The sequence below is a fragment of the Stenotrophomonas sp. UBA7606 genome (assembly GCF_002477705.1).
In the GTDB taxonomy this organism is placed as follows: domain Bacteria; phylum Pseudomonadota; class Gammaproteobacteria; order Xanthomonadales; family Xanthomonadaceae; genus Stenotrophomonas.
On the sequence record NZ_DLJW01000030.1, the window covers coordinates 1 to 20,606 of the forward strand.

20 protein-coding genes are annotated in these 20,606 nt (G+C 65.7%); 13 read left to right on the plus strand and 7 right to left on the minus strand.

Translation table 11 applies throughout. The features are described from left to right. Window positions 1-867 (minus strand): sodium/proton-translocating pyrophosphatase (locus tag B2527_RS04600; RefSeq protein WP_293706361.1); only part of this gene is annotated, 867 nt, incomplete at its 3' end. A gap of 247 nt (window positions 868-1,114) precedes the next feature. Here B2527_RS04600 and B2527_RS04605 point away from each other — a divergent pair. Then, entirely contained in the window at window positions 1,115-1,621 is a 507-nt protein-coding gene (locus B2527_RS04605; RefSeq protein WP_293706362.1) for a hypothetical protein, read from the plus strand. A gap of 414 nt (window positions 1,622-2,035) precedes the next feature. On the opposite strand, the gene B2527_RS04610 is transcribed toward B2527_RS04605, so the two are convergent. Both B2527_RS04610 and B2527_RS04615 read right to left on the minus strand, forming a co-directional pair. Beyond that, window positions 2,036-2,692, minus strand: a complete 657-nt coding sequence (locus B2527_RS04610) for a YiiX family permuted papain-like enzyme (protein ID WP_293706363.1) — start codon at window positions 2,690-2,692, stop codon at window positions 2,036-2,038. After that, window positions 2,692-3,948: a 6-phosphofructokinase gene (locus B2527_RS04615; RefSeq protein WP_293706364.1), complete on the minus strand. Its 1,257-nt coding sequence runs from the start codon at window positions 3,946-3,948 to the stop codon at window positions 2,692-2,694. Before B2527_RS04615 ends, B2527_RS04610 begins: the two co-directional genes overlap by 1 nt. A 141-nt stretch (window positions 3,949-4,089) precedes the next feature. Between B2527_RS04615 and B2527_RS04620 the strand changes: the two genes are divergently transcribed. Further along, complete coding sequence (locus B2527_RS04620) at window positions 4,090-4,653, plus strand: adenylate kinase (protein WP_293706365.1); 564 nt, start codon at window positions 4,090-4,092, stop codon at window positions 4,651-4,653. Between the two features lie 332 nt (window positions 4,654-4,985). Next, a complete protein-coding gene (gene mpl, locus B2527_RS04625) occupies window positions 4,986-6,443 on the plus strand; it encodes a UDP-N-acetylmuramate:L-alanyl-gamma-D-glutamyl-meso-diaminopimelate ligase (protein ID WP_293706366.1) in 1,458 nt (485 codons plus the stop codon). A gap of 444 nt (window positions 6,444-6,887) precedes the next feature. On the opposite strand, the gene B2527_RS04630 is transcribed toward mpl, so the two are convergent. Further along, the gene (locus B2527_RS04630) at window positions 6,888-7,733 is read right to left on the minus strand and encodes an IclR family transcriptional regulator (protein ID WP_293706367.1); all 846 of its coding nucleotides are present in this window, start codon (window positions 7,731-7,733) and stop codon (window positions 6,888-6,890) included. Window positions 7,734-7,794: 61 nt separating this feature from the next. Further along, the gene (locus B2527_RS04635) at window positions 7,795-8,463 is read right to left on the minus strand and encodes a hypothetical protein (protein ID WP_293706368.1); all 669 of its coding nucleotides are present in this window, start codon (window positions 8,461-8,463) and stop codon (window positions 7,795-7,797) included. 149 nt (window positions 8,464-8,612) lie between these two features. On the opposite strand from B2527_RS04635, the gene B2527_RS04640 reads away from it, so the two are divergent. From B2527_RS04640 to B2527_RS04675, 8 genes are all read left to right on the plus strand, one after another. Continuing rightward, complete coding sequence (locus B2527_RS04640) at window positions 8,613-9,878, plus strand: MFS transporter (RefSeq protein WP_293706369.1); 1,266 nt, start codon at window positions 8,613-8,615, stop codon at window positions 9,876-9,878. Continuing rightward, complete coding sequence (locus B2527_RS04645; protein ID WP_293706370.1) at window positions 9,879-10,103, plus strand: tautomerase family protein; 225 nt, start codon at window positions 9,879-9,881, stop codon at window positions 10,101-10,103. It abuts the gene before it with no gap. After that, window positions 10,100-10,897 (plus strand): fumarylacetoacetate hydrolase family protein, encoded by a 798-nt coding sequence (locus tag B2527_RS04650; RefSeq protein WP_293706371.1) that lies wholly within the window; start codon window positions 10,100-10,102, stop codon window positions 10,895-10,897. The genes B2527_RS04645 and B2527_RS04650 overlap by 4 nt, the downstream gene beginning before the upstream one ends. Window positions 10,898-10,937: 40 nt before the next feature. Continuing rightward, window positions 10,938-11,876 carry an acetaldehyde dehydrogenase (acetylating) gene (locus B2527_RS04655; RefSeq protein WP_293706372.1) on the plus strand — a complete coding sequence of 313 codons (939 nt, stop codon included), beginning with the start codon at window positions 10,938-10,940 and terminating at the stop codon, window positions 11,874-11,876. A 9-nt stretch (window positions 11,877-11,885) separates the two neighbouring features. Continuing rightward, a complete protein-coding gene (gene dmpG, locus B2527_RS04660; protein WP_293706373.1) occupies window positions 11,886-12,926 on the plus strand; it encodes a 4-hydroxy-2-oxovalerate aldolase in 1,041 nt (346 codons plus the stop codon). After that, the gene (gene dmpH, locus B2527_RS04665; RefSeq protein WP_293706374.1) at window positions 12,923-13,711 is read left to right on the plus strand and encodes a 2-oxo-3-hexenedioate decarboxylase; all 789 of its coding nucleotides are present in this window, start codon (window positions 12,923-12,925) and stop codon (window positions 13,709-13,711) included. The genes dmpG and dmpH overlap by 4 nt, the downstream gene beginning before the upstream one ends. A gap of 172 nt (window positions 13,712-13,883) precedes the next feature. After that, entirely contained in the window at window positions 13,884-15,257 is a 1,374-nt protein-coding gene (locus B2527_RS04670) for a DcaP family trimeric outer membrane transporter (RefSeq protein WP_293706375.1), read from the plus strand. An 83-nt stretch (window positions 15,258-15,340) separates the two neighbouring features. Then, window positions 15,341-15,946, plus strand: a complete 606-nt coding sequence (locus B2527_RS04675; protein ID WP_293706376.1) for an LON peptidase substrate-binding domain-containing protein — start codon at window positions 15,341-15,343, stop codon at window positions 15,944-15,946. Between the two features lie 97 nt (window positions 15,947-16,043). On the opposite strand, the gene B2527_RS04680 is transcribed toward B2527_RS04675, so the two are convergent. Next, window positions 16,044-18,047: a bifunctional DedA family/phosphatase PAP2 family protein gene (locus B2527_RS04680; protein ID WP_293706377.1), complete on the minus strand. Its 2,004-nt coding sequence runs from the start codon at window positions 18,045-18,047 to the stop codon at window positions 16,044-16,046. Between the two features lie 126 nt (window positions 18,048-18,173). On the opposite strand from B2527_RS04680, the gene B2527_RS04685 reads away from it, so the two are divergent. Beyond that, complete coding sequence (locus B2527_RS04685) at window positions 18,174-18,839, plus strand: phosphotransferase (RefSeq protein WP_293706378.1); 666 nt, start codon at window positions 18,174-18,176, stop codon at window positions 18,837-18,839. A 40-nt stretch (window positions 18,840-18,879) separates the two neighbouring features. Here B2527_RS04685 and B2527_RS04690 read toward each other — a convergent pair whose 3' ends face one another. Continuing rightward, a complete protein-coding gene (locus tag B2527_RS04690; RefSeq protein WP_293706379.1) occupies window positions 18,880-19,554 on the minus strand; it encodes a hypothetical protein in 675 nt (224 codons plus the stop codon). Window positions 19,555-19,696: 142 nt separating this feature from the next. Between B2527_RS04690 and B2527_RS04695 the strand changes: the two genes are divergently transcribed. Then, the gene (locus tag B2527_RS04695) at window positions 19,697-20,512 is read left to right on the plus strand and encodes an SDR family oxidoreductase (RefSeq protein WP_293706380.1); all 816 of its coding nucleotides are present in this window, start codon (window positions 19,697-19,699) and stop codon (window positions 20,510-20,512) included. The last annotated feature ends 94 nt before the right edge of the window (window positions 20,513-20,606 follow it).

Here is a 20,606-nt window from a genome sequence, read left to right on the forward strand (position 1 = left end):
GCCCATGATCGAGCCGCCGGCTTTCACCTTGACGAAGAACGCGCCGATGATCGAGGCGATGATGGATACGCCGCCCAGCACCAGCGGGTAGAGCACCGCATTGCGGCCAACCTCGTCCATCATCATGCCGCCCAGCAGCATGGTGGCGATCACGGTCACCGCATACGTCTCGAACAGGTCAGCGGCCATGCCGGCGCAGTCGCCGACGTTGTCACCGACGTTGTCGGCGATCACCGCCGGGTTGCGCGGGTCGTCCTCGGGTATGCCGGCTTCGACCTTGCCGACCAGGTCGGCGCCGACGTCCGCACCCTTGGTGAAGATGCCGCCGCCCAGCCGCGCGAAGATCGAGATCAGCGAGCTGCCGAAGGCCAGCCCGACCAGCGCATGCAGGTTGTCGGCCTGGCTCAGGCCCATGCGTTGCAGCAACAGGAAGTAGCCGGCCACACCGAGCAGGCCCAGGCCCACCACCAGCATGCCGGTGATCGCACCACCACGGAAAGCAACATCCATCGCCGCGCTCATGCCATTGCGGGCGGCCTCGGCGGTGCGCACGTTGGCGCGTACCGAGACGTTCATGCCGATGTAACCGGCAGCGCCGGACAGCACGGCGCCTATCGCAAAGCCAATTGCCGTATACCAGCTGAGGAAAATGCCCACCAATACGAACAGCACCACGCCGACCACGGCGATGGTCAGGTATTGGCGGTTGAGATAGGCGCGGGCGCCTTCCTGGATGGCGGCGGCGATTTCCTGCATGCGGGCATTGCCGGCAGGTTGCCGCAGGATCCACTGGGCCGAAATGATGCCGTAGAGGATGGCAACTACCGCACAGACCAAAGCGAGCACAAGACCGTACTGTTCGAGCATGACCCCTCCCAACGTTGGTGGATGCCAACCAGCGAATGGCTGAAGCGGGGGACACGCCGGGCAGATCGAAGCACTGGAACAGACCCGGGGCCGCTGGGCGGCTGTGGTACGTGTCGCTGTGTTCAAACACTCCTGGAGCGGCCCGAGTATGACTGCCAGCTGTCTCCTCCGCCAGCCGTCCTCGCGTTTGCCTGCCGGTTCAGCACGCCGGTGGCAACGTGCTGCGTCTGTCACCAGGAGTTGCCCGATGAAATCTGCCGCGCCATTCATGTTGTTGGCCCTGTTGCCATTGGGTGCGTTGGCCGCAACGCCCAAGGCCGAGATCGAGCGCCCGGCGGCTGCGGCGCAGGCCATTGGCGTGGTGCATACCGTGCGCCAGATCCCCGAGGCCTGTACCCGCATCGAAGGCCGTTTCACCGGTACGGCGGCGCAGCCTTATGACATGCAGCTGGTGCGGACCAATCCGCAGTGCCAGCCACGTGCGGTGTTCCTGGATGCAAGCAAGGTCAATCCCAGTGAAGCGGCTGGCTGGAAGCTCAACGAAGTAGTGCATGTGCCCTCGGCGGCCTGCAGTTCGCAGCAGGCGCTGATCGAGGTATGGCGCAAGCCTGCAGGCCAGCAGGTGGCGTTGGATGGCCAAGGCCAGAACCGGGTGTACTTGGAAGATGCCAAGCAGCAGGCCGCAGCCGGTCGGCTGGCGGCGCTGCCGGCGTATTCGGTAAAGCTGGCAATGCAGGGCGCAGCCTGCCGTTGAAGCCGCTGCCGGGCAGGGTTCGGCATTACGCATGGATCGCAGTGAGCCCCTCTCCCGCATGCGGGAGAGGGGTTGGGGTGAGGGCGCTTTGCTGGTAACGCCCCTGCCGAACATGGCTCGGCACTACGTTGTTGCGCCCTCCCTTTCGCGCAGCGAAGGGGAGGGTTGGGAGGGGTGCTTTCTGCGGGTAACGCCCCTGCCGAACATGGCTCGGCATTACGTTGTTGCCCCCTCCCTTTCGCGCAGCGAAGGGGAGGGTTGGGGAGGGGTGCTTTCTGCGGGTAACGCCCCTGCCGAGCATGGCTCGGCACTACGTTGTTGCGCCCTCCCTTTCGCGCAGCGAAGGGGAGGGTTGGGAGGGGGGCTTTCCGCGGGTAAAGCCCTGCCGAGCATGGCTCGGCACTACCCCGGCTTTCAGTGCTGAGCGACCGTCATCAGCAGCGGAGAGTCGAAGATCGCGGCGGGTGAAATCACCGGTTCCGCCAACGGGATGCGGTTGCCATAGCGTTCGCGCAACTTGCTGCGGACCGCCGGCGTCTGCAGGTTGAAGCTGTCCAATCGCGCCAGCGGTGCCAGTTCAATGCCGGCGGCGTCGCGGTACAGCTTCCACACCAGTTCCGAACAATAGATGCGCTGGTCCGACCATTCAAAAGTCAGGTCGTAGGGACGGCCGATATACGGCGCTGCGGCTGCATGCAGGCGCTGCTTGTCCGCCGGGCCGAGTGGGGTGGTGGTGCGCTTGATCACATACCGCCCCTCCAAGCCGCGTTGCAGCCAGGCCTGCAAGGGCGTGTAACGCACCGGTTGCACGGCTTCCAGGACATAGGGGCGCCCTTCGCGCAGCAGCACCATGCCCATGTGGCTGTAGCGCGAACCGGTGGCCGCCTGCACCGCTGCGCTTTGGCTGGAGGTGGAGGTGTGGAAGACGATGTCGCCATCTTCGGGGGTGTAGGCATTGGCCAACGGTGCCAATGCCAGGCACAGCAGCAAGGCAATGCAGCGCATCACCTTCGGTGCCGCATGCAAGGGCCCCGCTGCCGTCCTGCCACGATAGCGCAGGCCTGATCGCATCAGCCTTCCCAGGCCGCCAGCTTCTTCGCCACCGCCACGTTCTTCAGGGTGACGTACTTCGGCAGGCCGTCACGGCCGTAGGGCAGCGGCGCTTCGCCACGGATCAGCGGCTGCAGGTAGCGGCGCGCCTTTTCGGTAATGCCAAAACCATCCTTGCGGATGAAGCCGGCCGGCATCTTCTTCTCGTGGTTGGCCACCTTGGACAGTGGCGCGGCTTCGATTTTCCAGCGGTACGGCACATCCGAACTGCGCACGATCACCGGCATCACCGAGTTCTGTCCCTTCAGTGCGAATTGCACCGCCGCCTTGCCCACCGCCTGCGCCTGTTCCCAGTCGGTCCTGGAGGCAATGTGGCGGGCCGAGCGTTGCAGGTAGTCGGGCAAGGTCCAGTGCACCTTGTAGCCGAGCTCGGCCTTGACCTTGCCGGCCAGGTAGGAGGCCACGCCGCCGAGCTGGGTATGGCCGAAGGAATCCTTGACCCCGCCGGCATCGGCGACGAACTGGCCATCGGCGGTGTGGATGCCTTCGCTGGCGACCACCACGCAGAAACCGACCTTCTCAACGACTTGCTTCACCTTGGCCAGGAACACTGGCTCGTCATAGGCACGCTCCGGCAACAGGATGATCTGCGGTGCGTCATCGGGGTTCTCGCCAGCCAGTCCTGCAGCGGCGGCCAGCCAGCCAGCGTGGCGGCCCATCGCTTCGTAGATGAAGACGCGGGTCGAGGTTTCGGCCATCGCCGCCACATCCAGCGCCGCCTCGCGCACCGAGATGGCGGTGTACTTGGCCGCCGAGCCGAAGCCAGGGCAGGTATCGGTGACCGCCAGATCGTTGTCGATGGTCTTGGGAACGCCCACGCAGGTCAGCGGGTAGCCAAACTCCTTGGCCAGCTGTGAGACCTTCAGCGCGGTGTCGGCCGAGTCATTGCCACCGTTGTAGAGGAACCAGCGCACGTCGTGTGCCTTGAACACCTCCAGCAGGCGCTCGTACTTGGCGCGGTCGGCCTCCAGCGACTTGAGCTTGTAGCGGCAAGAGCCGAACGCGCCGCCCGGGGTGTGGGCCAGCGCGGCGATGTTGGCGGCCGACTCCTTCGAGGTGTCGATCAGCTCCTCGCGCAGGGCGCCAAGAATGCCGTTGCGTGCAGCCAACACCTTGATTTTCTTCGATCTTGCCTCGCTGATGACGGCCGAGGCGGTGGCATTGATGACGGCGGTGACGCCGCCGGACTGGGCATACAGCAAGGTGCCTTTGGACATGGGCAATACTCTCCAGAGCGGGGGACATTCCGGGACATTGGCCGGATGCGGTAAGCTGCACATATTGCGGTGCAGCGTGAATCGGCCCATGAGTCTAACGCCGCTGTCCGTCCCGTTACCTCAAACATATGGGAGTCAGGAATGCGATTGGTTCTGTTGGGACCGCCCGGTTCGGGCAAGGGCACGCAGGCGACGAGCCTGAAGGAACAACTGCAGGTTCCGCACATTTCCACCGGTGACCTGCTGCGTGCCGAAGTGGCTGCCGGCACCGAACTGGGCAAGCAGGCCAAGGCGGTGATGGATGCCGGCAACCTGGTGTCCGACGACATCCTGCTGGGCATGCTGGAGTCGCGCCTGTCCCAGGCCGATACCGCCAAGGGCTTCATCCTGGACGGTTACCCGCGCAACGTGGCCCAGGCCAATGCACTGGGTGAACTGCTGGCCAAGCTGAACCAGCCGCTGGATGCCATCGTGCAGCTGGACGTGCCGACCGACCTGCTGGTCGAGCGCATCGCCGGCCGCGCCAAGGAGCAGGGCCGCGCCGACGACAATCCGGAATCGGTGCGCCAGCGCCTGCAGGTCTACAACGATTCCACCGCACCGGTGATCGACTTCTACGCTGCCAAGGGCACCCTGGCCCGCGTGGACGGCGTTGGCGCGCTGGACGAAGTGCTGGCCCGCATCCTGGCCGCGATCAAGCGCTGATGATCCAGGGGCTGTGACGGTTTGCCGCCGCAGCCTCGATGCGCCGCCGCGCTGGTGGTGGTGGCGCATACGGAAACGCCCGGATCCATGAGCTGGATCCGGGCGTTTCGCATGTAAAAGCCAGCAAAGGGCGTGCTCACGGCCCCATCAGCATGAGCTCCCTGGGGATGGCCTCTTGGGGAGTAGGACCTGAGGGATACTGAGGCTGGCGTCACGCATTTTCGTTGTGAAATGGTCGTGACGGTATCGGGGAATCCCCTACATCGATTGGGGGTACACCTACACGATTTCGGGCGTACCCCTTACCCGCGCGCATCGGCGACAATCAACGCATGAGCAAGATCCACATTCTCGGCATTGCCGGAACTTTCATGGGCGGTGTGGCCGCCTTGGCCCGCGAGCTCGGTCATCAGGTTGAAGGCAGCGACCAGGCGGTCTATCCGCCGATGTCCACGCAGCTGGAGACCTTGGGCATCAGCCTCTCGCAGGGTTACCTGCCGTCCAATATCAGTGTTGATTGCGACGAAGTGGTGGTCGGCAACGCGCTGTCGCGTGGCAACCCGGCGGTGGAGGCGGTGCTGGATGCGGGGCGTCGCTATACCTCGGGGGCACAATGGCTGTCCGAGCAGGTGTTGCCGGGCCGCGACACGCTGGCCGTGGCCGGCACCCATGGCAAGACCACCACCACCACCATCCTGGCCTATCTGCTGCAGGCCGCGGGCCGCGAGCCCGGTTTCCTGATTGGTGGTGTAGCCGAGGATTTCGGGGTATCGGCACGACTGGGGCGATCGATTGCTGTGGTTGCGGGTAAGGCCTTACCCCCATCCGCCCCTGCGGGGCACCTTCCCCCGGCGGGGGAAGGGGAGGACGTATCGATCCTTTCGGATCGACCACTTTTTGTGGTGGAAGCTGACGAATACGACACGGCGTTCTTCGACAAGCGCAGCAAGTTCGTCCATTACCGCCCGCTGGTGGCCATCCTCAACAACCTGGAGTTCGACCACGCCGATATCTTCCCGGACGTGGCCGCGATCCAACGCCAGTTCCACCATCTGGTACGCACCGTTCCCGGCCGTGGCCGCCTGATCGTCAACGGCGAGGACGAGCATCTGGCCGAAGTATTGGCGATGGGCTGCTGGACGCCGGTGGAGCGCTTTGGCTTTGATGCGGCGCTGGAATGGAGCGCGCGTCTGATCCAGCAGGATGGCAGTGCATTCGCGGTGCTGCACCGGGGCAGGGAAGTGGCCACGGTGGAATGGTCGCTGCTGGGCCGGCACAACGTGCTCAATGGCCTGGCTGCGTTGGCCGCCGCGCATGCGGTGGGCGTGGACCCGGCGCAGGTGGCGCCGGCGCTGGCCGGTTTTCGCAGCGTCAAGCGGCGCATGGAAGTCATCGGCCAGGCGCAGGGCATCACCATCTACGATGACTTTGCCCATCACCCCACCGCCATCCACACCACGCTGGAGGGTCTGCGTGCCAAGGTGGGCGATGCGCACATCGTGGTGGCGATGGAGCCACGCAGCAATTCGATGCGGTTGGGCGCGCATTCCGATGCGCTGGCGCCGTCATTGGATATCGCCGATGCGGTGGTGTTCCTGGCCCGGCCGGAGCTGCCCTGGGATGCTGCCAAGGTGATTGATGCCGTGCGCGGTGATGCACAGGCCGTGGCCGATACCGATGCGTTGCTGGCCAAGCTGGGTGAAGTCGCGCGTGCTGGGGACCACGTGGTGTTCATGTCCAACGGTGGCTTTGATGGCGCGCCGCGGCGCTTTCTTGCGCAGTTGAGCTGAGCAGATCCGTTTCGGTCCGGTAGTGCCGAGCCATGCTCGGCAGGGGCCTTACCAGCAAAACCAAAAGCACCCCTCCCCAACCCTCCCCTTGGCCTGCGGCCAAAGGGAGGGAGCGTTGTAGTGCCGAGCCATGCTCGGCAAGGGGCTTTCCCAGCCAAGCCAAAAGCACCGCTCCCCAACACTCCCCTTGGCCTGCGGCCAAAGGGAGGGGCGTAGTGCCGAGCCATGCTCGGCAAGGGGCTTTCCCAGCCAAGCCAAAAGCACCCCTCCCCAACTCTCCCCTTGGCCTGCGGCCAAAGGGAGGGGGCGTAGTGCCGAGCCATGCTCGGCAAGGGCCGTTCCCAACCAAGCCAAAAGCACCCCTCCCCAACTCTTCCCTTGGCCTGCGGCCAAAGGGAGGGGGAGTAGTGCCGCGCATGGCCCGGCATTACCGGTGTGTTGTGGCTAACGGGTCTTCGCCGCGCTGTATCCCATCGAGGCTGATATATGCGCGGCGGCGCTCAGCAGGGCCTGTACGTGGGCCGGGTCGGGGGTACTGGGCAGGTAGTGGATCGATCCCACGATCGCCAGGGTGCCGAACAACTCGCCGTTGCCCTGCAGCAGTGGCGCGGCCAAGGCATTGATGCCGATGTACAGCTCTTCCGGCGCGTCGGCCCAGCCACGCTTGCGTACCAGCTCGATCTCCGCCGCCAGCCGGTCGGGGTCAACGATGGTGCGCGGTGTGCAGGCCGGCAGGGTTTGCGACAGGTAGGCACGGCGCAGCTTGTCGGGCCCGTAGGCCAGCGCGATCTTGCCCTGCGCCACGCTGTTGTGATGGAAACGGGTGCCCGGGCGCAGGCTGATTTCCACCGGCGCGGTGCCGCGCAGCAGATCCAGCACCACGACTTCGTTGTCGGAGAAGGTGGAGATCACCACTGTCTGCCCGACCTCGTCGCGCAGTTGCTCCAGCACCGGCTTGGCCAGGCCCATCACGTCGAAACGGCTGCTGCAGGCGCGGCCCAGCAGGAACATCTGCCAGCCCACGCGGTACTGGTTGTTGTCCGGGTCCTGATCGACATAGCCGTGTTCGCGCAGCACGCTGAGGTGACGATGCACGCGTGCCTTGGGCATACCCAGCAACTGCGCCAGGCGGGTGACGCCCAGCCCGGTGGGGGCAGCGGCCAGGGCCTCGATGACCTTCAACGAGACGATGGCGGTGGGCAGGCCGTGCTCGGCGCTTTCTTCCTGTGCTTCGACCGCGCCGTTGGCGGCACGCACTTCCTGTTTGTCATTGACGACGTTGCGGGGCATCGGTTACCTGTCGGCGTTTCCATGGTCGGAGCGCGACCGAACAGGTCGCGCTTTGTGCCGATTATGGCAGGTCGATGTATCGCTCTGCGAAAACCTTGTACCGCTGGGTCTTCTGCGCGGCGGCGTCCTCCGGGCGCACGTAGCGGATCGAGCTGCGCCCCTTGAGCTGGCGCGGCAGCAGGAAACAGCGGATGAAGCGGGTCTCCTCGGCGTCGGTGGTGGGCGCCAGCACCGGTGCGTGGCCGAGCTCGAACCAGGCGCTGCCGGGCGGATGTTGATGGCTGTTGCCCAGTGTTTCGATGCTGATCAGGCCGTAATCGCAGATGCGGATGCCCGGGCCCTGGTGCACGTGGGTCAAGGCGACGCCGCCCTTGGGAAAGTCGACCCGGTCGCAGCGCATCAGCCATTCGAAGCGGCGGTCCAGGCTGATCGGCGCTTCCAGCTTCAGTTCGCTGCGGGTAGCCGGGGCCGAGGGCAGGGCAGCGGCCGGGTGGGCGCTGTCGGTCAGGTCCCAGCGCCACAGCACCGTGTCCTGGTCACCATTGAGCAGGGTCAACGCCTGCTGGGACACCCGCGCCTGGGCGGGATCCAGGGCCTGGCTGTCATGCGGCGATTCAACGCTCAGGCCGCCGCTGCGCACATAGAGCGCGCGCGGGCCGCTGGGCAGGTAGACCGGCGGACAGCCGGCGGGCAGGTGGTCTTCATGGAGGCGGAGGATCAGCTCGGACATCGGAATCTCGCGGTTGGTACGACGGGTGTATCGTATATCGATACGAAATCGATTGTCATGTTCCATTTTTGGAAAAAGTCAGATATTTTGTGCCATCGGTATCGTTCACCGATACTTTCGTTTCAGCCAAGATTCCGGAGGGGAAGACCATGGCGCAGCGCGATTCAACGATCCAAGAGGTAACCGCCGTCAGTGGCGGACGCTGGTGGCAGGGCGCCAGCAAACAGCAGTGGGGCACGTTCCGTTCGGCCTACCTGGGCTGGATGCTGGACGTGATGGACCTGATGCTGTTCGCGATGGTGCTCAAGCACGTCAGCGCCGACCTGGGCTTCGACAAGTCGCAGGCGGGCATGGTGATGTCGGCCACGCTGCTGGCCACGGCCTTCGGTGGCCTGGTGTTTGGTTATCTGGCCGACCGCATGGGCCGCGCCAAGTCGATGATGCTCAGCATCATCTGCTACTCCATCGGTACCGCCCTGTGTGGCCTGTCCGATTCGCTGGGCCAGCTGATGCTGTTCCGCATCATCGTCGGCCTGGGTGTGGGCGGTGAATGGTCGGCCGGCTCGGCCCTGGTCAGTGAGAGCTGGCCGGCGCAGCACCGTGGCAAGATCCTGGCCTGGATCCAGAGCGCGTTTGCATCCGGTTATGCCGCTGCGGCGATCGTGGCGGCGCTGGTGGTGCCGACCCTGGGTTGGCGCTGGGTGTTCGTGGTTGGCCTGCTGCCGGCGCTGCTGGCCTTCTACGTGCGCCGCCACGTCAAGGAGCCGGAGATCTGGGTCAACCAGACCGAGCGCCTGAGCTTCACCCAGACCATGGGCAAGCTGTTCGGCTCGCATGCACGCAGCACCCTGGTCGGCCTGGCCTTTGTTACCGCCGCGATGTGCGGTTACTGGGGCCTGTTCACCTGGATCCCGACCTATCTGGCAACTCCGGTCGCCGACGGCGGCCCCGGCCTGGACATGGTCAAGTCCACCATCTGGATCGTGATCATGCAGGTGGGTGCGGCGCTGGGTTTCATCACCTTCGGCTACATCGCCGATGCGATCGGCCGCAAGAAGGCCTTCATGCTGTTCTTCGTTGCCTCCGCACTGACCGTGCCGGTGTTCGTGATGATCAAGTCGCCGATGGCGCTGATGGCCTTCGGCATCGTCGTGGCCTATTTCGGTACCGGTTTCTACAGCGGCTTCGCGCCGACCTTCGCCGAGATGTTCCCGACCACGGTGCGCGCCACCGCGCAGGGCTTCGTCTACAACGGCGGCCGCGCCATTGCCGCCATCGCACCGGCCTTGATCGGATTCCTCGCCAACCGCTATGGCGTGGCCAGCGGGCTGATGGCCACCGCCGGCTTCTTCGCGCTGGCCGCGGTGATCGTGCTGTTGTTCCTGCCCGAAACCAAGGGCGCCGAGCTGACCTGATTGCAACAACGGAGTAGAGAAATGCCGATCATCCAAGTGACCCTGGTGCAGGGCCGCGACGAGCACAAGGTGCAGCGCTTCATCCGCGAACTGGCGCGGGTGGCGCATGCCGAACTGGATGCGCCGATGAGCGCGATTCGGGTAATGGTCAACGAAGTGCCACCGCAGCGGTTCGCGGTGGGCGATGTGCTCAAGAGCGATCCGCTGGACGGAGGCAAGCCATGAGCGGGCCGGTGCTGGACAGCGCGGCGATCGCCCGGCACGGCGCCGAACTGCATGCCGCGCTGCGCAGCGGCGTTGCCGTCGAGCCGCTGAGCGAGCGCATCCCCGGCCTGGGGCTTGCCGATGCCTATGCGATCTCCAACGACCTGCTGGCACGGCGCCTGGCCGATGGCGAGCGCGTGCTTGGCAAGAAGATCGGTGCCACCTCGGTGGCCGTGCAACGCATGTTGAAGGTGGACCAGCCGGACTTCGGCTTCCTCACCGACCGCATGCAGGTAGCCAACGGTGGCGTGCTGGCCACCGCGGGCATGATCGCGCCGCGTGCCGAGGGTGAGATCGCCTTCCATCTTAAGCGCGACCTGGTCGGCCCGGGCATCACCCACCACGACGTGTTGGCGGCAACCGAGGCACTGTCGGTGTGCTTCGAGATCGTCGACTCGCGCATCCGTGACTGGCGCATCGGCATCACCGACACGGTGGCCGACAATGCCTCGGCCGCGGCTTATGTACTGGGCGAACTGCGGGTGCCGCCTAAGAACCTGGACCTGGGCACGTTGGGCATGGTGGTCGAGAAGAACGGCGAGCTGGTCGCAACCGGTGCCGGTGCCGCCGCGCTCGGCTCGCCGGTCAACTGCGTGGCCTGGCTGGCCAACACGCTGGGCCGGCTGGGTACGCCGCTCAAGGCCGGTGAAGTGATCCTCTCCGGTGCCCTGGTGCCGCTGATCCCGGTGGCTGCCGGTGACCACATGCGCGTGCGCGTCGGCGCGCTGGGCAGTGCCGATATCCAGTTTGCATGACGCCTGCTTCCTCCCCCCCATTGAACGACAGGAGTTCTGCATGACCCTGAAAGCGGCCATCGTCGGTCCCGGCAATATCGGCACCGACCTGATGATCAAGATCCTGCGCCACGGCAAGCATGTCGAAATGGCGGCGCTGGTTGGCATTGACCCGGCCTCGGACGGTCTGGCGCGCGCGGCGCGCATGGGCGTGCCCACCGTTGCCACCGGCGTGGCGGGGCTGATTGCGTCGGAGCTGTTCGCCGACATCGACATCGTGTTCGACGCCACTTCGGCATCGGCCCACATCGCCAACGATGCCCTGTTGCGCAAGGCCAAGCCGGGCATCCGCGTGGTCGACCTTACCCCGGCGGCGATTGGCCCGTACTGCGTGCCCACCGTCAACCTCGAGGACAACCTGGACGCGGCCAACGTCAACATGGTCACCTGCGGCGGCCAGGCCACCATCCCGATGGTGGCGGCGGTGGCCTCGGTGGCCAAGGTCAAGTACGCCGAGATCGTCGCCAGCATCTCCAGCAAGAGCGCCGGCCCGGGTACCCGCGCCAATATCGACGAATTCACCGAGACCACCTCGCGTGCGATCGAAACCGTGGGCGGTGCTGCCGTCGGCAAGGCCATCATCGTGCTCAACCCGGCCGAGCCGCCGTTGCTGATGCGCGACACCGTCTACGTGCTCAGCGAGCTGGCTGACACCGCTGCCGTCGAGGCCGCGGTCAATGCCATGGTCGCGCGCGTAGCCGCCTATGTGCCCGGCTACCGGCTCAAGCAGCAGGTGCAGTTCGAGGTGCTGGACGAAGCCGTCAACGTGCCGGGCGTGGGCCCGACCACCGGTTTGAAGACCTCGGTCTTCCTGGAAGTGGAAGGTGCCGCGCACTACCTGCCGGCCTATGCCGGCAACCTCGACATCATGACCTCGGCCGCGCTGGCCACCGCCGAGCGCATCGCCGCCGCGGTGCTGGCCAAGCGCGACGCCGCGTGAGGAACAAGCATGACTGACAACAAGCTCTATATCTCCGACGTCACCCTGCGCGATGGCTCGCACGCCGTGCGCCACCGTTACAGCGTCGATCAGGTGCGCAGCATCGCCGCGGCCCTGGACAAGGCCCGCGTCGACTCCATCGAAGTGGCACATGGTGACGGCCTGCAGGGGTCTTCGTTCAACTACGGCTTCGGCGCGCACAGCGACGTGGAGTGGATCGAAGCGGCCGCCAGCGTGGTGTCGCACGCGAAGATCGCCACCTTGCTGTTGCCGGGTATCGGCACCGTGCACGATCTGAAGAACGCCCATGCCGCTGGCGCCCGCATCGTGCGCGTGGCCACCCATTGCACCGAGGCCGATATCTCGCGCCAGCACCTGGAGGCCGCCAATGCCCTGGGCATGGATGCGGTGGGCTTCCTGATGATGAGCCACATGACCACGCCGGCCGCGCTGGCGGTGGAAGCGCAGAAGATGGAAAGCTACGGCGCCTCCTGCGTCTATGTGGTGGATTCCGGTGGCGCGTTGAACATGAATGATGTGCGCGAGCGGGTCAGTGCGCTGCGTGAGGTGCTGCAGCCGGCGACCCAGATCGGCATCCACGCGCACCATAACCTGTCACTGGGCGTGGCCAATTCCATTGCCGCGGTGGAAGCCGGTGCCATCCGCATCGACGCCAGCCTGGCCGGGATGGGCGCCGGTGCCGGCAACGCGCCGCTGGAAGTGTTCATTGCCGCTGCCGAGCGCATCGGCTGGAACCATGGCTGCGACCTGTACACCTTGATGGATGCGGCCGACGATATCGTGCGCCCGCTGCAGGACCGGCCGGTGCGGGTGGACCGCGAGACCCTGGCACTGGGTTATGCCGGGGTCTATTCCAGCTTCCTGCGTCACGCCGAGGCGGCATCGCGCCGGTTCGGCATCAATACCGTCGATATCCTGGTCGAGCTGGGCAAGCGCCGCATGGTCGGTGGCCAGGAAGACATGATCGTCGACGTTGCCCTGGACATGCTGCGTGCGCGCGGCGAACACCCGCAGGAGAAACTGGCATGAGCCTGGACCGTTCCCTCATCGAGGCCTGCGCGCTGCAGCTGCTTGCCGCCGAGCAGGAAGTCCGCGAGGTGGTCAAGATCACCGATGCGCACCCACAGATCGGCGTGGATGACGGTTATGACATCCAGGAATGCCTGCGTGGCATGAAGCAGGCCGCCGGCGTGCGCATCGTCGGCATGAAGATGGGCCTGACCTCCAAGCCGAAGATGCAGCAGATGGGCGTGGACACGCCGATCTACGGCTTTCTGGGTGACGACAATGCGGTGGATGACGGAGCCGTGGTCGATACCGCGCGCCTGATCCATCCCAAGGTGGAGGCCGAGATCGCCTTCGTGATGCGTGATGCATTGGCCGGCCCCGGCTGCGACATCGCCAAGGTGCTGGCCGCCACCGACTACGTGGTGCCGGCGATCGAGCTGATCGATTCGCGCTACGAGAACTTCCGCTTCGACCTGCCCAGCGTGATTGCCGACAACACCTCCGCATCGCGCTATGTCCTCGGTTCGCGCCCCACGGCGGTGCAGGGGCTCGATCTGGAGACCCTGGGCGTGGTGATGGAGAAGAACGGCCAGGTGGTGGAGGTGGGTGCAGGGGCAGCGGTACTCGGCAATCCTGCCGAAGCGGTGGCGATGCTGGTCAACATGCTGGGCGAACGCGGCCAGGCGTTGCCGGCCGGCAGCGTGGTGCTGTCCGGTGCGATCACCGCGGCGGTGGCGGTGGCTGCGGGAGACAACGTGCTGGTGCGGGCCGATGGCATCGGTAGCACGTCGATGCGCTTTGTCTGACTTGCCATGGCGGGAGCGACAGCTTGGTCATTCCCACGCAGGGGGAATGACCAGCTGAAAGCGGATTGGGGAATCAGGACCAGCGATTTTCCACAGTAAAAACGGCGTCATTTCGACCGGCCTTTCCAGCAAGGGCCGGAACGGTGTTCTGTTGCCCTGGGAGGGGAAAACAATGATCAGCAATAAACAACTGACGGCACTTGCCGTCACCACAGCCTTGGCGGCGATGCCGCTGAGCGCACTCGCGCAGGCAATGGATGCCACGGCGATGGAAGCGCGGATGCTGCAACTGGAGCAGGAAATGCAGCAGATGCGCGCCGAGCTTCAGCAGTACCAGCAACGCGAATCCGCCAACGCGGCCGGATCGCCTGCGCCCAGCGCCAGCGCGCTGGACGCAACCCGCGTGGTCCCCGCAGCAGCACCGGCTGCGCCGGTGGCGACCCTGCCCAATGCCATGCCGGGCACGAAGTTCTCCTTCGGTGGCTTCATCAAGCTGGACTCGATGTATACCCGCACCAGCGACGGCGAGATTGCCGATGGCTCGGCCGGCCGCCTGTTCTACTTCCCGGGCGCGACCCCGGTCGCCGCTGACGGCAATGGCCGCAGCGCCAGCTATACCGACGTACACGCGCAGTTCTCGCGTTTCTGGTTTGGTGCCGATACCACCACGGATAATGGCGACAAGCTCAAGGCCTATATCGAGGCCGACATGTATGGCGGCGGCAGCAATGCGTTTGCCGGCAACGAGGTCATCACCAATACCTATGCATTGACCCTGCGTCAGGCCTATGTGAGCTGGAACAACTGGCTGGCCGGCCAGACCTGGTCCAACTTCCAGGACGTGGCGGCATTGCCGGACACGGTGGATTTCACCGGTCCGTCGGAAGGCACCATCTTCTCGCGCCAGGCGCAGCTGCGTTACACCCGTGGCGCCTGGTCGTTCTCGGCGGAAAACCCGCAGACCACGATTACCCCATTTGCCGGCAAGGGCGCACGCTTCAACAGCGGTGCGGACACCGTGCCCGACCTGACCGCACGCTGGAGCACGCGGGGCGACTGGGGTCACTTCACCGCCGCCGCGCTGCTGCGCAGCTTCCGTTACGACGGTGATACCGAAACCGGCGCAGCGCTGAGCATGTCTGGCCGCTTCAACATGGGTGCCAACGATGACCTGCGCTACATGGTCAGTGGCGGCAGTGGCGTGGGCCGCTACCTCGGCTTCGCGCTGGGCAGCGACACCGTGCTGGACGAGCACGGACGCCTGCATGCGATGGATGGCTACGGTGGCTTTGCCGCCTGGCGTCACGCATTCACCCCCAAGCTGCGTGGCAACCTGGTGTATTCGGTGGCGGTGCTGGACAACGACGCCGCACTCACCGGCTACGAGGTCACCGAGAAGGCGCAGTCGGTACGTGCCAACCTGATCTACTCGCCGTTCCCGAAGCTGGACCTGGGTGTGGAGCTGAGCCACGCCACCCGCCGCATCGAAAACGGCGAAGAAGGCGACATGAATCGCCTGCACACGCATGTGAAGTACAACTTCTGAGTGCCGCCGGGCGGCGCGCGCCGCCCGGTTTGATACAGGCGGGCTGGGGTACCATCAACCCCGGTCCGTCTTTTTTCTGTCCCATGCGCAGCTCGCAAACCCTGCCGTTGTTTCCGTTGCACGCCGTGTTGTTGCCGGGGGCTGCGCTGAACCTGCGTGTGTTCGAAGCACGCTATCTGGATATGGTGCGCGAATGCGGGCGCAACGGCGGCAGCTTTGGCGTCTGCCATATTCTGGCGGGTGGGGAGGTCGGCGCGCCGGCCACTCCGGCCGCCTGGGGCGTGGAGGCATTGATCGAGGATTTCGATGTGGGCCCGGATGGCGTGCTGGTGCTGCGCCTGCGCGGTGCCCGCCGCTTCCATGTTGGCAGCACACGCGTACGTGACAACGGCCTGGTGGTTGCCGAGGTCAGCTGGTGCGAGCCGGATAGCGACGACGAGCTGCAGCCCGAGCATGGCCTGCTCGGCACCCTGCTCGAACACATCCTGGAACAGGCCGGTGGTGAACATGCCGGGGCCGGCCCGGCACAGCTGGATCAGGCGGCGTGGGTGGGTTGGCGGCTGGCCGAACTGTTGCCGCTGAGCGAACAGCAACGGCTATGCCTGCTGCAGGAGAACGACCCGCAGCAGCGCCTGGATCGGCTATTGCAGTGGATCCCCGATTTCGACGTGCCCGAGCAGGAGCTGTAGGCAAGCGCCGTGCTGCCCCTTTGTAGTGGACGTGCCGAGCCCTGCCCGGCAGTTGCAATGCGTGGATGAAAGCAGCGGAGCAGGGCTCCGCTGTCCATCACGGCTGCGGCTTGTGCCGGATCATCAGCACCGGCAGGCCGGTCTCGGGCTGCACCTGCTGCTGGGTTTCCATGCCATCCAGCGATTGCTTGAGTGTATCCAGCGCCGGGTCCACGCCACGCAGCGGCCGCCACATGCCGAACAGCTTCAGATGCCGCTGGTAGCGCAGGGTCTGCGCGCTGCCCAGCCACACCGGTGCCTGGCCGGGCTCCAGCCGTACCGGCGAAGGCCATAGCCGCAGTGCATACACTTCATCGGCGCGTTTGCCGGGGTGCAGCATCAGCAGCGCCTCGACATTGGTATCCAGCGTAGCGGGCAGCACCGGCACATCATTGGGTGTTGCTTTCATGTCCAGCATCAGCAGAGCCTGCTGCCAACCGGCCTGCGGCTGCATGCGCCAGCCATTGGCCTGCAACTGCTGCTGCAGATCAGGCAGCGGGCCGGCCACCTGCACGTCCAGCGGCCAGCGCTGGTCATCATCAAAATCGTTGCGTCGTGCGGGCAGCTCGCGCCAGCCGTCCTGCCACCAGTGTGCGCTGCTCATCAGCCGGGGGGCCTCGGCGGCGGGTTCGAACTTGGCCAGTTTTGCAGGTACGTTGCGGGGTGCATACCAGAACCCGGCCAGCGCAAAAACGCCATAGAACAGCCAGGCTACCGGTTTGACCCAGAACGAGCGGTTGAAGCGCCGCCGGTAGGCCACGCCCAGCAACAGCAGCCAGAAAATGCCGAACAGCATGCCGCCGATCACGTCGCTGACCCAGTGTGCGCCCAGGTAGATCCGCGCAAAACCGATCAGGGTGACCACGATGCCGGAGACCAGGTAGGGCCACACGCGGGTGCGCCCCGGCAGCTCACGGCCGATCAGCACCGCAAAGAAGCCGAAGGTGATGGTGGCCATGGTCACCGCCACCGAAGGAAAGCCGAAGCCGCTGCTGGCCGACGGCGGGCGCACCACGTCCACCGTGGCCCCCAGCAGCTTGGTCAGGGCCAGGCCGAAGGCCAGTGCCGCCAGCCAGTGGAAAACTGCCATCCAGCGCCGCCGCCAGGCCAGGTAGCCCATGCCGGCGGCGATGGCCGGCAGCAGCACCTGCCAATCCGCCAGCGAAGCCAGCGCGGCCATCGGGTAGTCCGCCAGCGGGTTGCGCAGGGCCAGCATCAAGCGGTGCACGGCCAGGTCCAGTGCCAGGGGCTCACCGTGGCCCACCACCACCATCAACAGCACGAACCAGCCCCAGCCCAGCACCAGCAGCATCAGTGCCAGCATTGCCAGCGGCACCGATTCACGGCGCTTGGGGTCGAACAGATCGGTCAGCGAGCGGCCCAGCAACTGCGGATGCCGTTGGGACCACGCCAGCAACCGGGCCAGCCAGACATCCATGCGGGCGGCCGACCAGCGGTAGCTGTACAGCACGATGGCCCAGACCAGACCCAGCATCGCGCCCAGCAGCGCCACCACCAGGAACAGGCGCCCGGCCACTGCCGCCACGGCGTCATAGGCCTGGCCCAGTGCCCAGCCCGGCAGCAGGAACAGCACCGCCCACGACAGGCACGCCAAGCCGCTGGCCTTGAGATAGTTGCGGAACGGCATGTGGGCGATACCGGCGATGGCCGGTACGAAGGGCCGGATCGCGCCCACGTAGCGGGCGACGAGGATGCTCTTGAAGGCATTGCGGCGGAACATCAGCTCACCGCGGTCCAGCAGTTGCGGATAGCTGCGGAACGGCCACACCAGGCGCAGGCGGTTGCCCCAGCGCCGGCCCACCCAATAGCTCAGGCCATCGCCGGCAAAGGCGCCCACGGTGGCGCAGGCTACTGCATAGGGGCCGGACAGCTCTCCCATGCCGATCAGTACGCCCACCGCGATCATCAGCGGCAATGCCGGGACGATGGCGCCAAGAATGATGACCGCATCGCAGAAGGCGATGGCGAAAATAACGGCACCGGCCAACACGGGGTGGGCGGCGATCCACGCAAGCGTGGCGTCGATCCAGGAAGAATTCATCGGCCGATTATAGAGGGAAGGCTTTTCAGACCGGCGTCAGACGACAGGGTTCCCGTACGCAGGGCGCGCACACCGTTCACGCGCCATGCCGGTGGATGAAGGCGGGCTGCCCGCTAGAATGCATGCATGGTAGAAACACTCCCCAACTCCTCCGTTATCGCCCTCAAAGCCGATAGTTTTGGTCGCATTCTGCTGGTTCAAGGGGCACAGGGCCGTTTTGTCCGCCGCGACCTGGGGGCCACACCGCTGTGGCTGCGGTTGCCGGCATGGTGGCTGGCCCGTCGCGAGGCGCGCGCGCTGGCCAAGCTGGATGGCATGGAGGCGACCCCGCGACTGTTGGGCTGGGATGGCCGCTGGCTGGACCGCAGCTACATGGAAGGGGCGGCCATGTACCAGCGCCCCCCGCGTGATGACCTGGCTTACTTCCGTGCCGCGCGGCGCCTGCTGCAGCGCGTGCACCGGCATGGCATCGCCCACAACGACCTGGCCAAGGAGGCCAACTGGCTGGTCCGCGAGGATGGCTCGCCGGCCCTGATCGATTTCCAGCTCGCCGTGTGCGGCAACCCACGCTCGCGCTGGATGCGCCTGCTGGCGCGTGAGGATCTGCGCCACCTGCTCAAGCACAAGCGCATGTACTGCCCGCAACGGCTCACCCCGGTGGAGCGGCGCGTGCTCAAGCGCCACTCCTGGGTCCGCGAGTTGTGGTTTGCCACCGGCAAGCCGGTCTACCGCTTCGTCACCCGCCGCATCCTGCATTGGGAAGACAACGAAGGGCAGGGCCCCAAGCCCTGAGCTGTCACTGCAGTGCCTGCGCACCGCAGTTGACGGTGTATCAGTGCAGCTGCAGCAGTTGCTTGCCGACAAAACGTCGTTGCGCGTCGAAATCGTAGGCAAGCACAAGCTGCCCGTCGTCGGCACAGGCGTGGCAGCTGCGCAACGGGGTGCTGTAGCGCAGGCGCAGGCCACCGTCAGGCAGGGGATCGCTGCCGACATTGACCGCAGGTGCGAACGGCCCCGATTCCGGATGTTTGGCGGCAAAGGCTCTATAGGCATCGGCTGCGCGGGTGCTGTCATCGAGCACTTCCTCGTCCACATCGATGGCCTTGCCATTGGCATCCACCAGCCAGGTGCCTTGGTTGGTATTGGCGCGGAACGGGAACTCCAGGGTGGCTACGCCGACACCGTCCACGTTCTTCCAGGAGCTGACATAGCCTGGCTTGCCCTGGGCCGACAGGGTGCGGGCCGCGGCCAGGGCGGCGGCCGATGCGCCGCTGTCGCGCAGGGCCTGCAGCAGGCAGGCATCACCGGCAGTGCTGCTGCGGCAGGCTTCCACCGAGCCGTTCCAGACTGCATCCGGGCCGATGCGGGTGGCTTCCTCGCCCAGACCGGTGGTCTGGGTGGTGACATCCTTGGCCGGGGCCAGGACCTCGGCCGCGGGTTGCGGCCTCTGGCAGGCAGACAGGGCCAGTACGAGCAGCAGGGGCGTACTGCGGAACAGGGTGTTCATCGGTGGATCCTTGCGTAATAGCCCCACCAGTATCGGTGGCCTGCATGAACACAAAATGTCGCGCGCGTGGGAAAACGCAGCCCGCGTGTGGCAGGGATGGGCGGCATAATGGCGGCCGCCACACCCTGCTTCCGGAGAACGCATGAGCAGCCTGCAAGGCAAGACCCTTTTCATTACCGGTGCCTCGCGTGGCATCGGCCTGGCCATCGCCCTGCGCGCGGCGCGCGACGGTGCCAATGTCGCCATTGCCGCCAAGTCGGCGGTGCCCAATCCCAAGTTGCCCGGCACCATCCACACTGCCGCCGAAGCGGTCAATGCTGCCGGTGGCCAAGGTCTGGCGCTCAAATGCGACATCCGCGAAGAAGACCAGGTCAACGCTGCGGTGGCGGCAACCGTGGACGCGTTCGGTGGCATCGACATCCTGGTCAACAATGCCTCGGCGATCTGGTTGCGGGGCACCCTGGATACGCCGATGAAGCGTTTCGACCTGATGCAGCAGGTCAACGCGCGCGGCAGCTTCCTGTGCGCGCAGGCCTGCCTGCCGCATCTGCTGCAGGCACCCAATCCGCACATTCTCACCCTGGCACCACCGCCCAGCCTGGATCCGAAGTGGTGGGGGCCGCATACCGGCTACACCCTGGCCAAGATGGGCATGAGCTTCGTGACCCTGGGCCTGGCCGCCGAATTCGGGCCGCAGGGGGTGGCGGTCAATGCCTTGTGGCCGCGCACGGTGATTGCCACCGATGCGATCAACATGATTCCGGGCGTGGACGTGGGGGGATGCCGCAAGCCGGAAGTCATGGCCGATGCTGCCCATGCGGTGCTGACGCGGCCGGCGGCCGGTTTCAGCGGGCAGTTCCTGCTGGATGACGAGGTGCTGGCGGAGGCGGGCATCACCGATCTGTCGGGCTACGCGATGGACCCGACGCGCCCGCTGATGCCGGATCTGTTTCTCTGATGGCCATCGCCGCCAGCGGCGATAGGTAGGTAGTGCCGAGCCATGCTCGGCATTAAGCCTTTCTGGTAAGGCCCCCTGCCGAGCATGGCTCGGC

Coding starts and splice junctions, on each gene's coding strand:
- B2527_RS04620 (WP_293706365.1), top strand. CDS start 4,090: ATGCGATTGGTTCTGTTGGGACCGCCCGGTTCGGGCAAGGGCACGCAG.
- dmpH (WP_293706374.1), top strand. CDS start 12,923: ATGAGCCTGGACCGTTCCCTCATCGAGGCCTGCGCGCTGCAGCTGCTT.
- B2527_RS04640 (WP_293706369.1), top strand. CDS start 8,613: ATGGCGCAGCGCGATTCAACGATCCAAGAGGTAACCGCCGTCAGTGGC.
- B2527_RS04650 (WP_293706371.1), top strand. CDS start 10,100: ATGAGCGGGCCGGTGCTGGACAGCGCGGCGATCGCCCGGCACGGCGCC.
- B2527_RS04695 (WP_293706380.1), top strand. CDS start 19,697: ATGAGCAGCCTGCAAGGCAAGACCCTTTTCATTACCGGTGCCTCGCGT.
- B2527_RS04675 (WP_293706376.1), top strand. CDS start 15,341: ATGCGCAGCTCGCAAACCCTGCCGTTGTTTCCGTTGCACGCCGTGTTG.
- B2527_RS04630 (WP_293706367.1), bottom strand. CDS start 7,733: ATGCCCCGCAACGTCGTCAATGACAAACAGGAAGTGCGTGCCGCCAAC.
- B2527_RS04635 (WP_293706368.1), bottom strand. CDS start 8,463: ATGTCCGAGCTGATCCTCCGCCTCCATGAAGACCACCTGCCCGCCGGC.
- B2527_RS04615 (WP_293706364.1), bottom strand. CDS start 3,948: ATGTCCAAAGGCACCTTGCTGTATGCCCAGTCCGGCGGCGTCACCGCC.
- B2527_RS04670 (WP_293706375.1), top strand. CDS start 13,884: ATGATCAGCAATAAACAACTGACGGCACTTGCCGTCACCACAGCCTTG.
- B2527_RS04685 (WP_293706378.1), top strand. CDS start 18,174: ATGGTAGAAACACTCCCCAACTCCTCCGTTATCGCCCTCAAAGCCGAT.
- dmpG (WP_293706373.1), top strand. CDS start 11,886: ATGACTGACAACAAGCTCTATATCTCCGACGTCACCCTGCGCGATGGC.
- B2527_RS04610 (WP_293706363.1), bottom strand. CDS start 2,692: ATGCGATCAGGCCTGCGCTATCGTGGCAGGACGGCAGCGGGGCCCTTG.
- B2527_RS04690 (WP_293706379.1), bottom strand. CDS start 19,554: ATGAACACCCTGTTCCGCAGTACGCCCCTGCTGCTCGTACTGGCCCTG.
- mpl (WP_293706366.1), top strand. CDS start 4,986: ATGAGCAAGATCCACATTCTCGGCATTGCCGGAACTTTCATGGGCGGT.
- B2527_RS04655 (WP_293706372.1), top strand. CDS start 10,938: ATGACCCTGAAAGCGGCCATCGTCGGTCCCGGCAATATCGGCACCGAC.
- B2527_RS04680 (WP_293706377.1), bottom strand. CDS start 18,047: ATGAATTCTTCCTGGATCGACGCCACGCTTGCGTGGATCGCCGCCCAC.
- B2527_RS04605 (WP_293706362.1), top strand. CDS start 1,115: ATGAAATCTGCCGCGCCATTCATGTTGTTGGCCCTGTTGCCATTGGGT.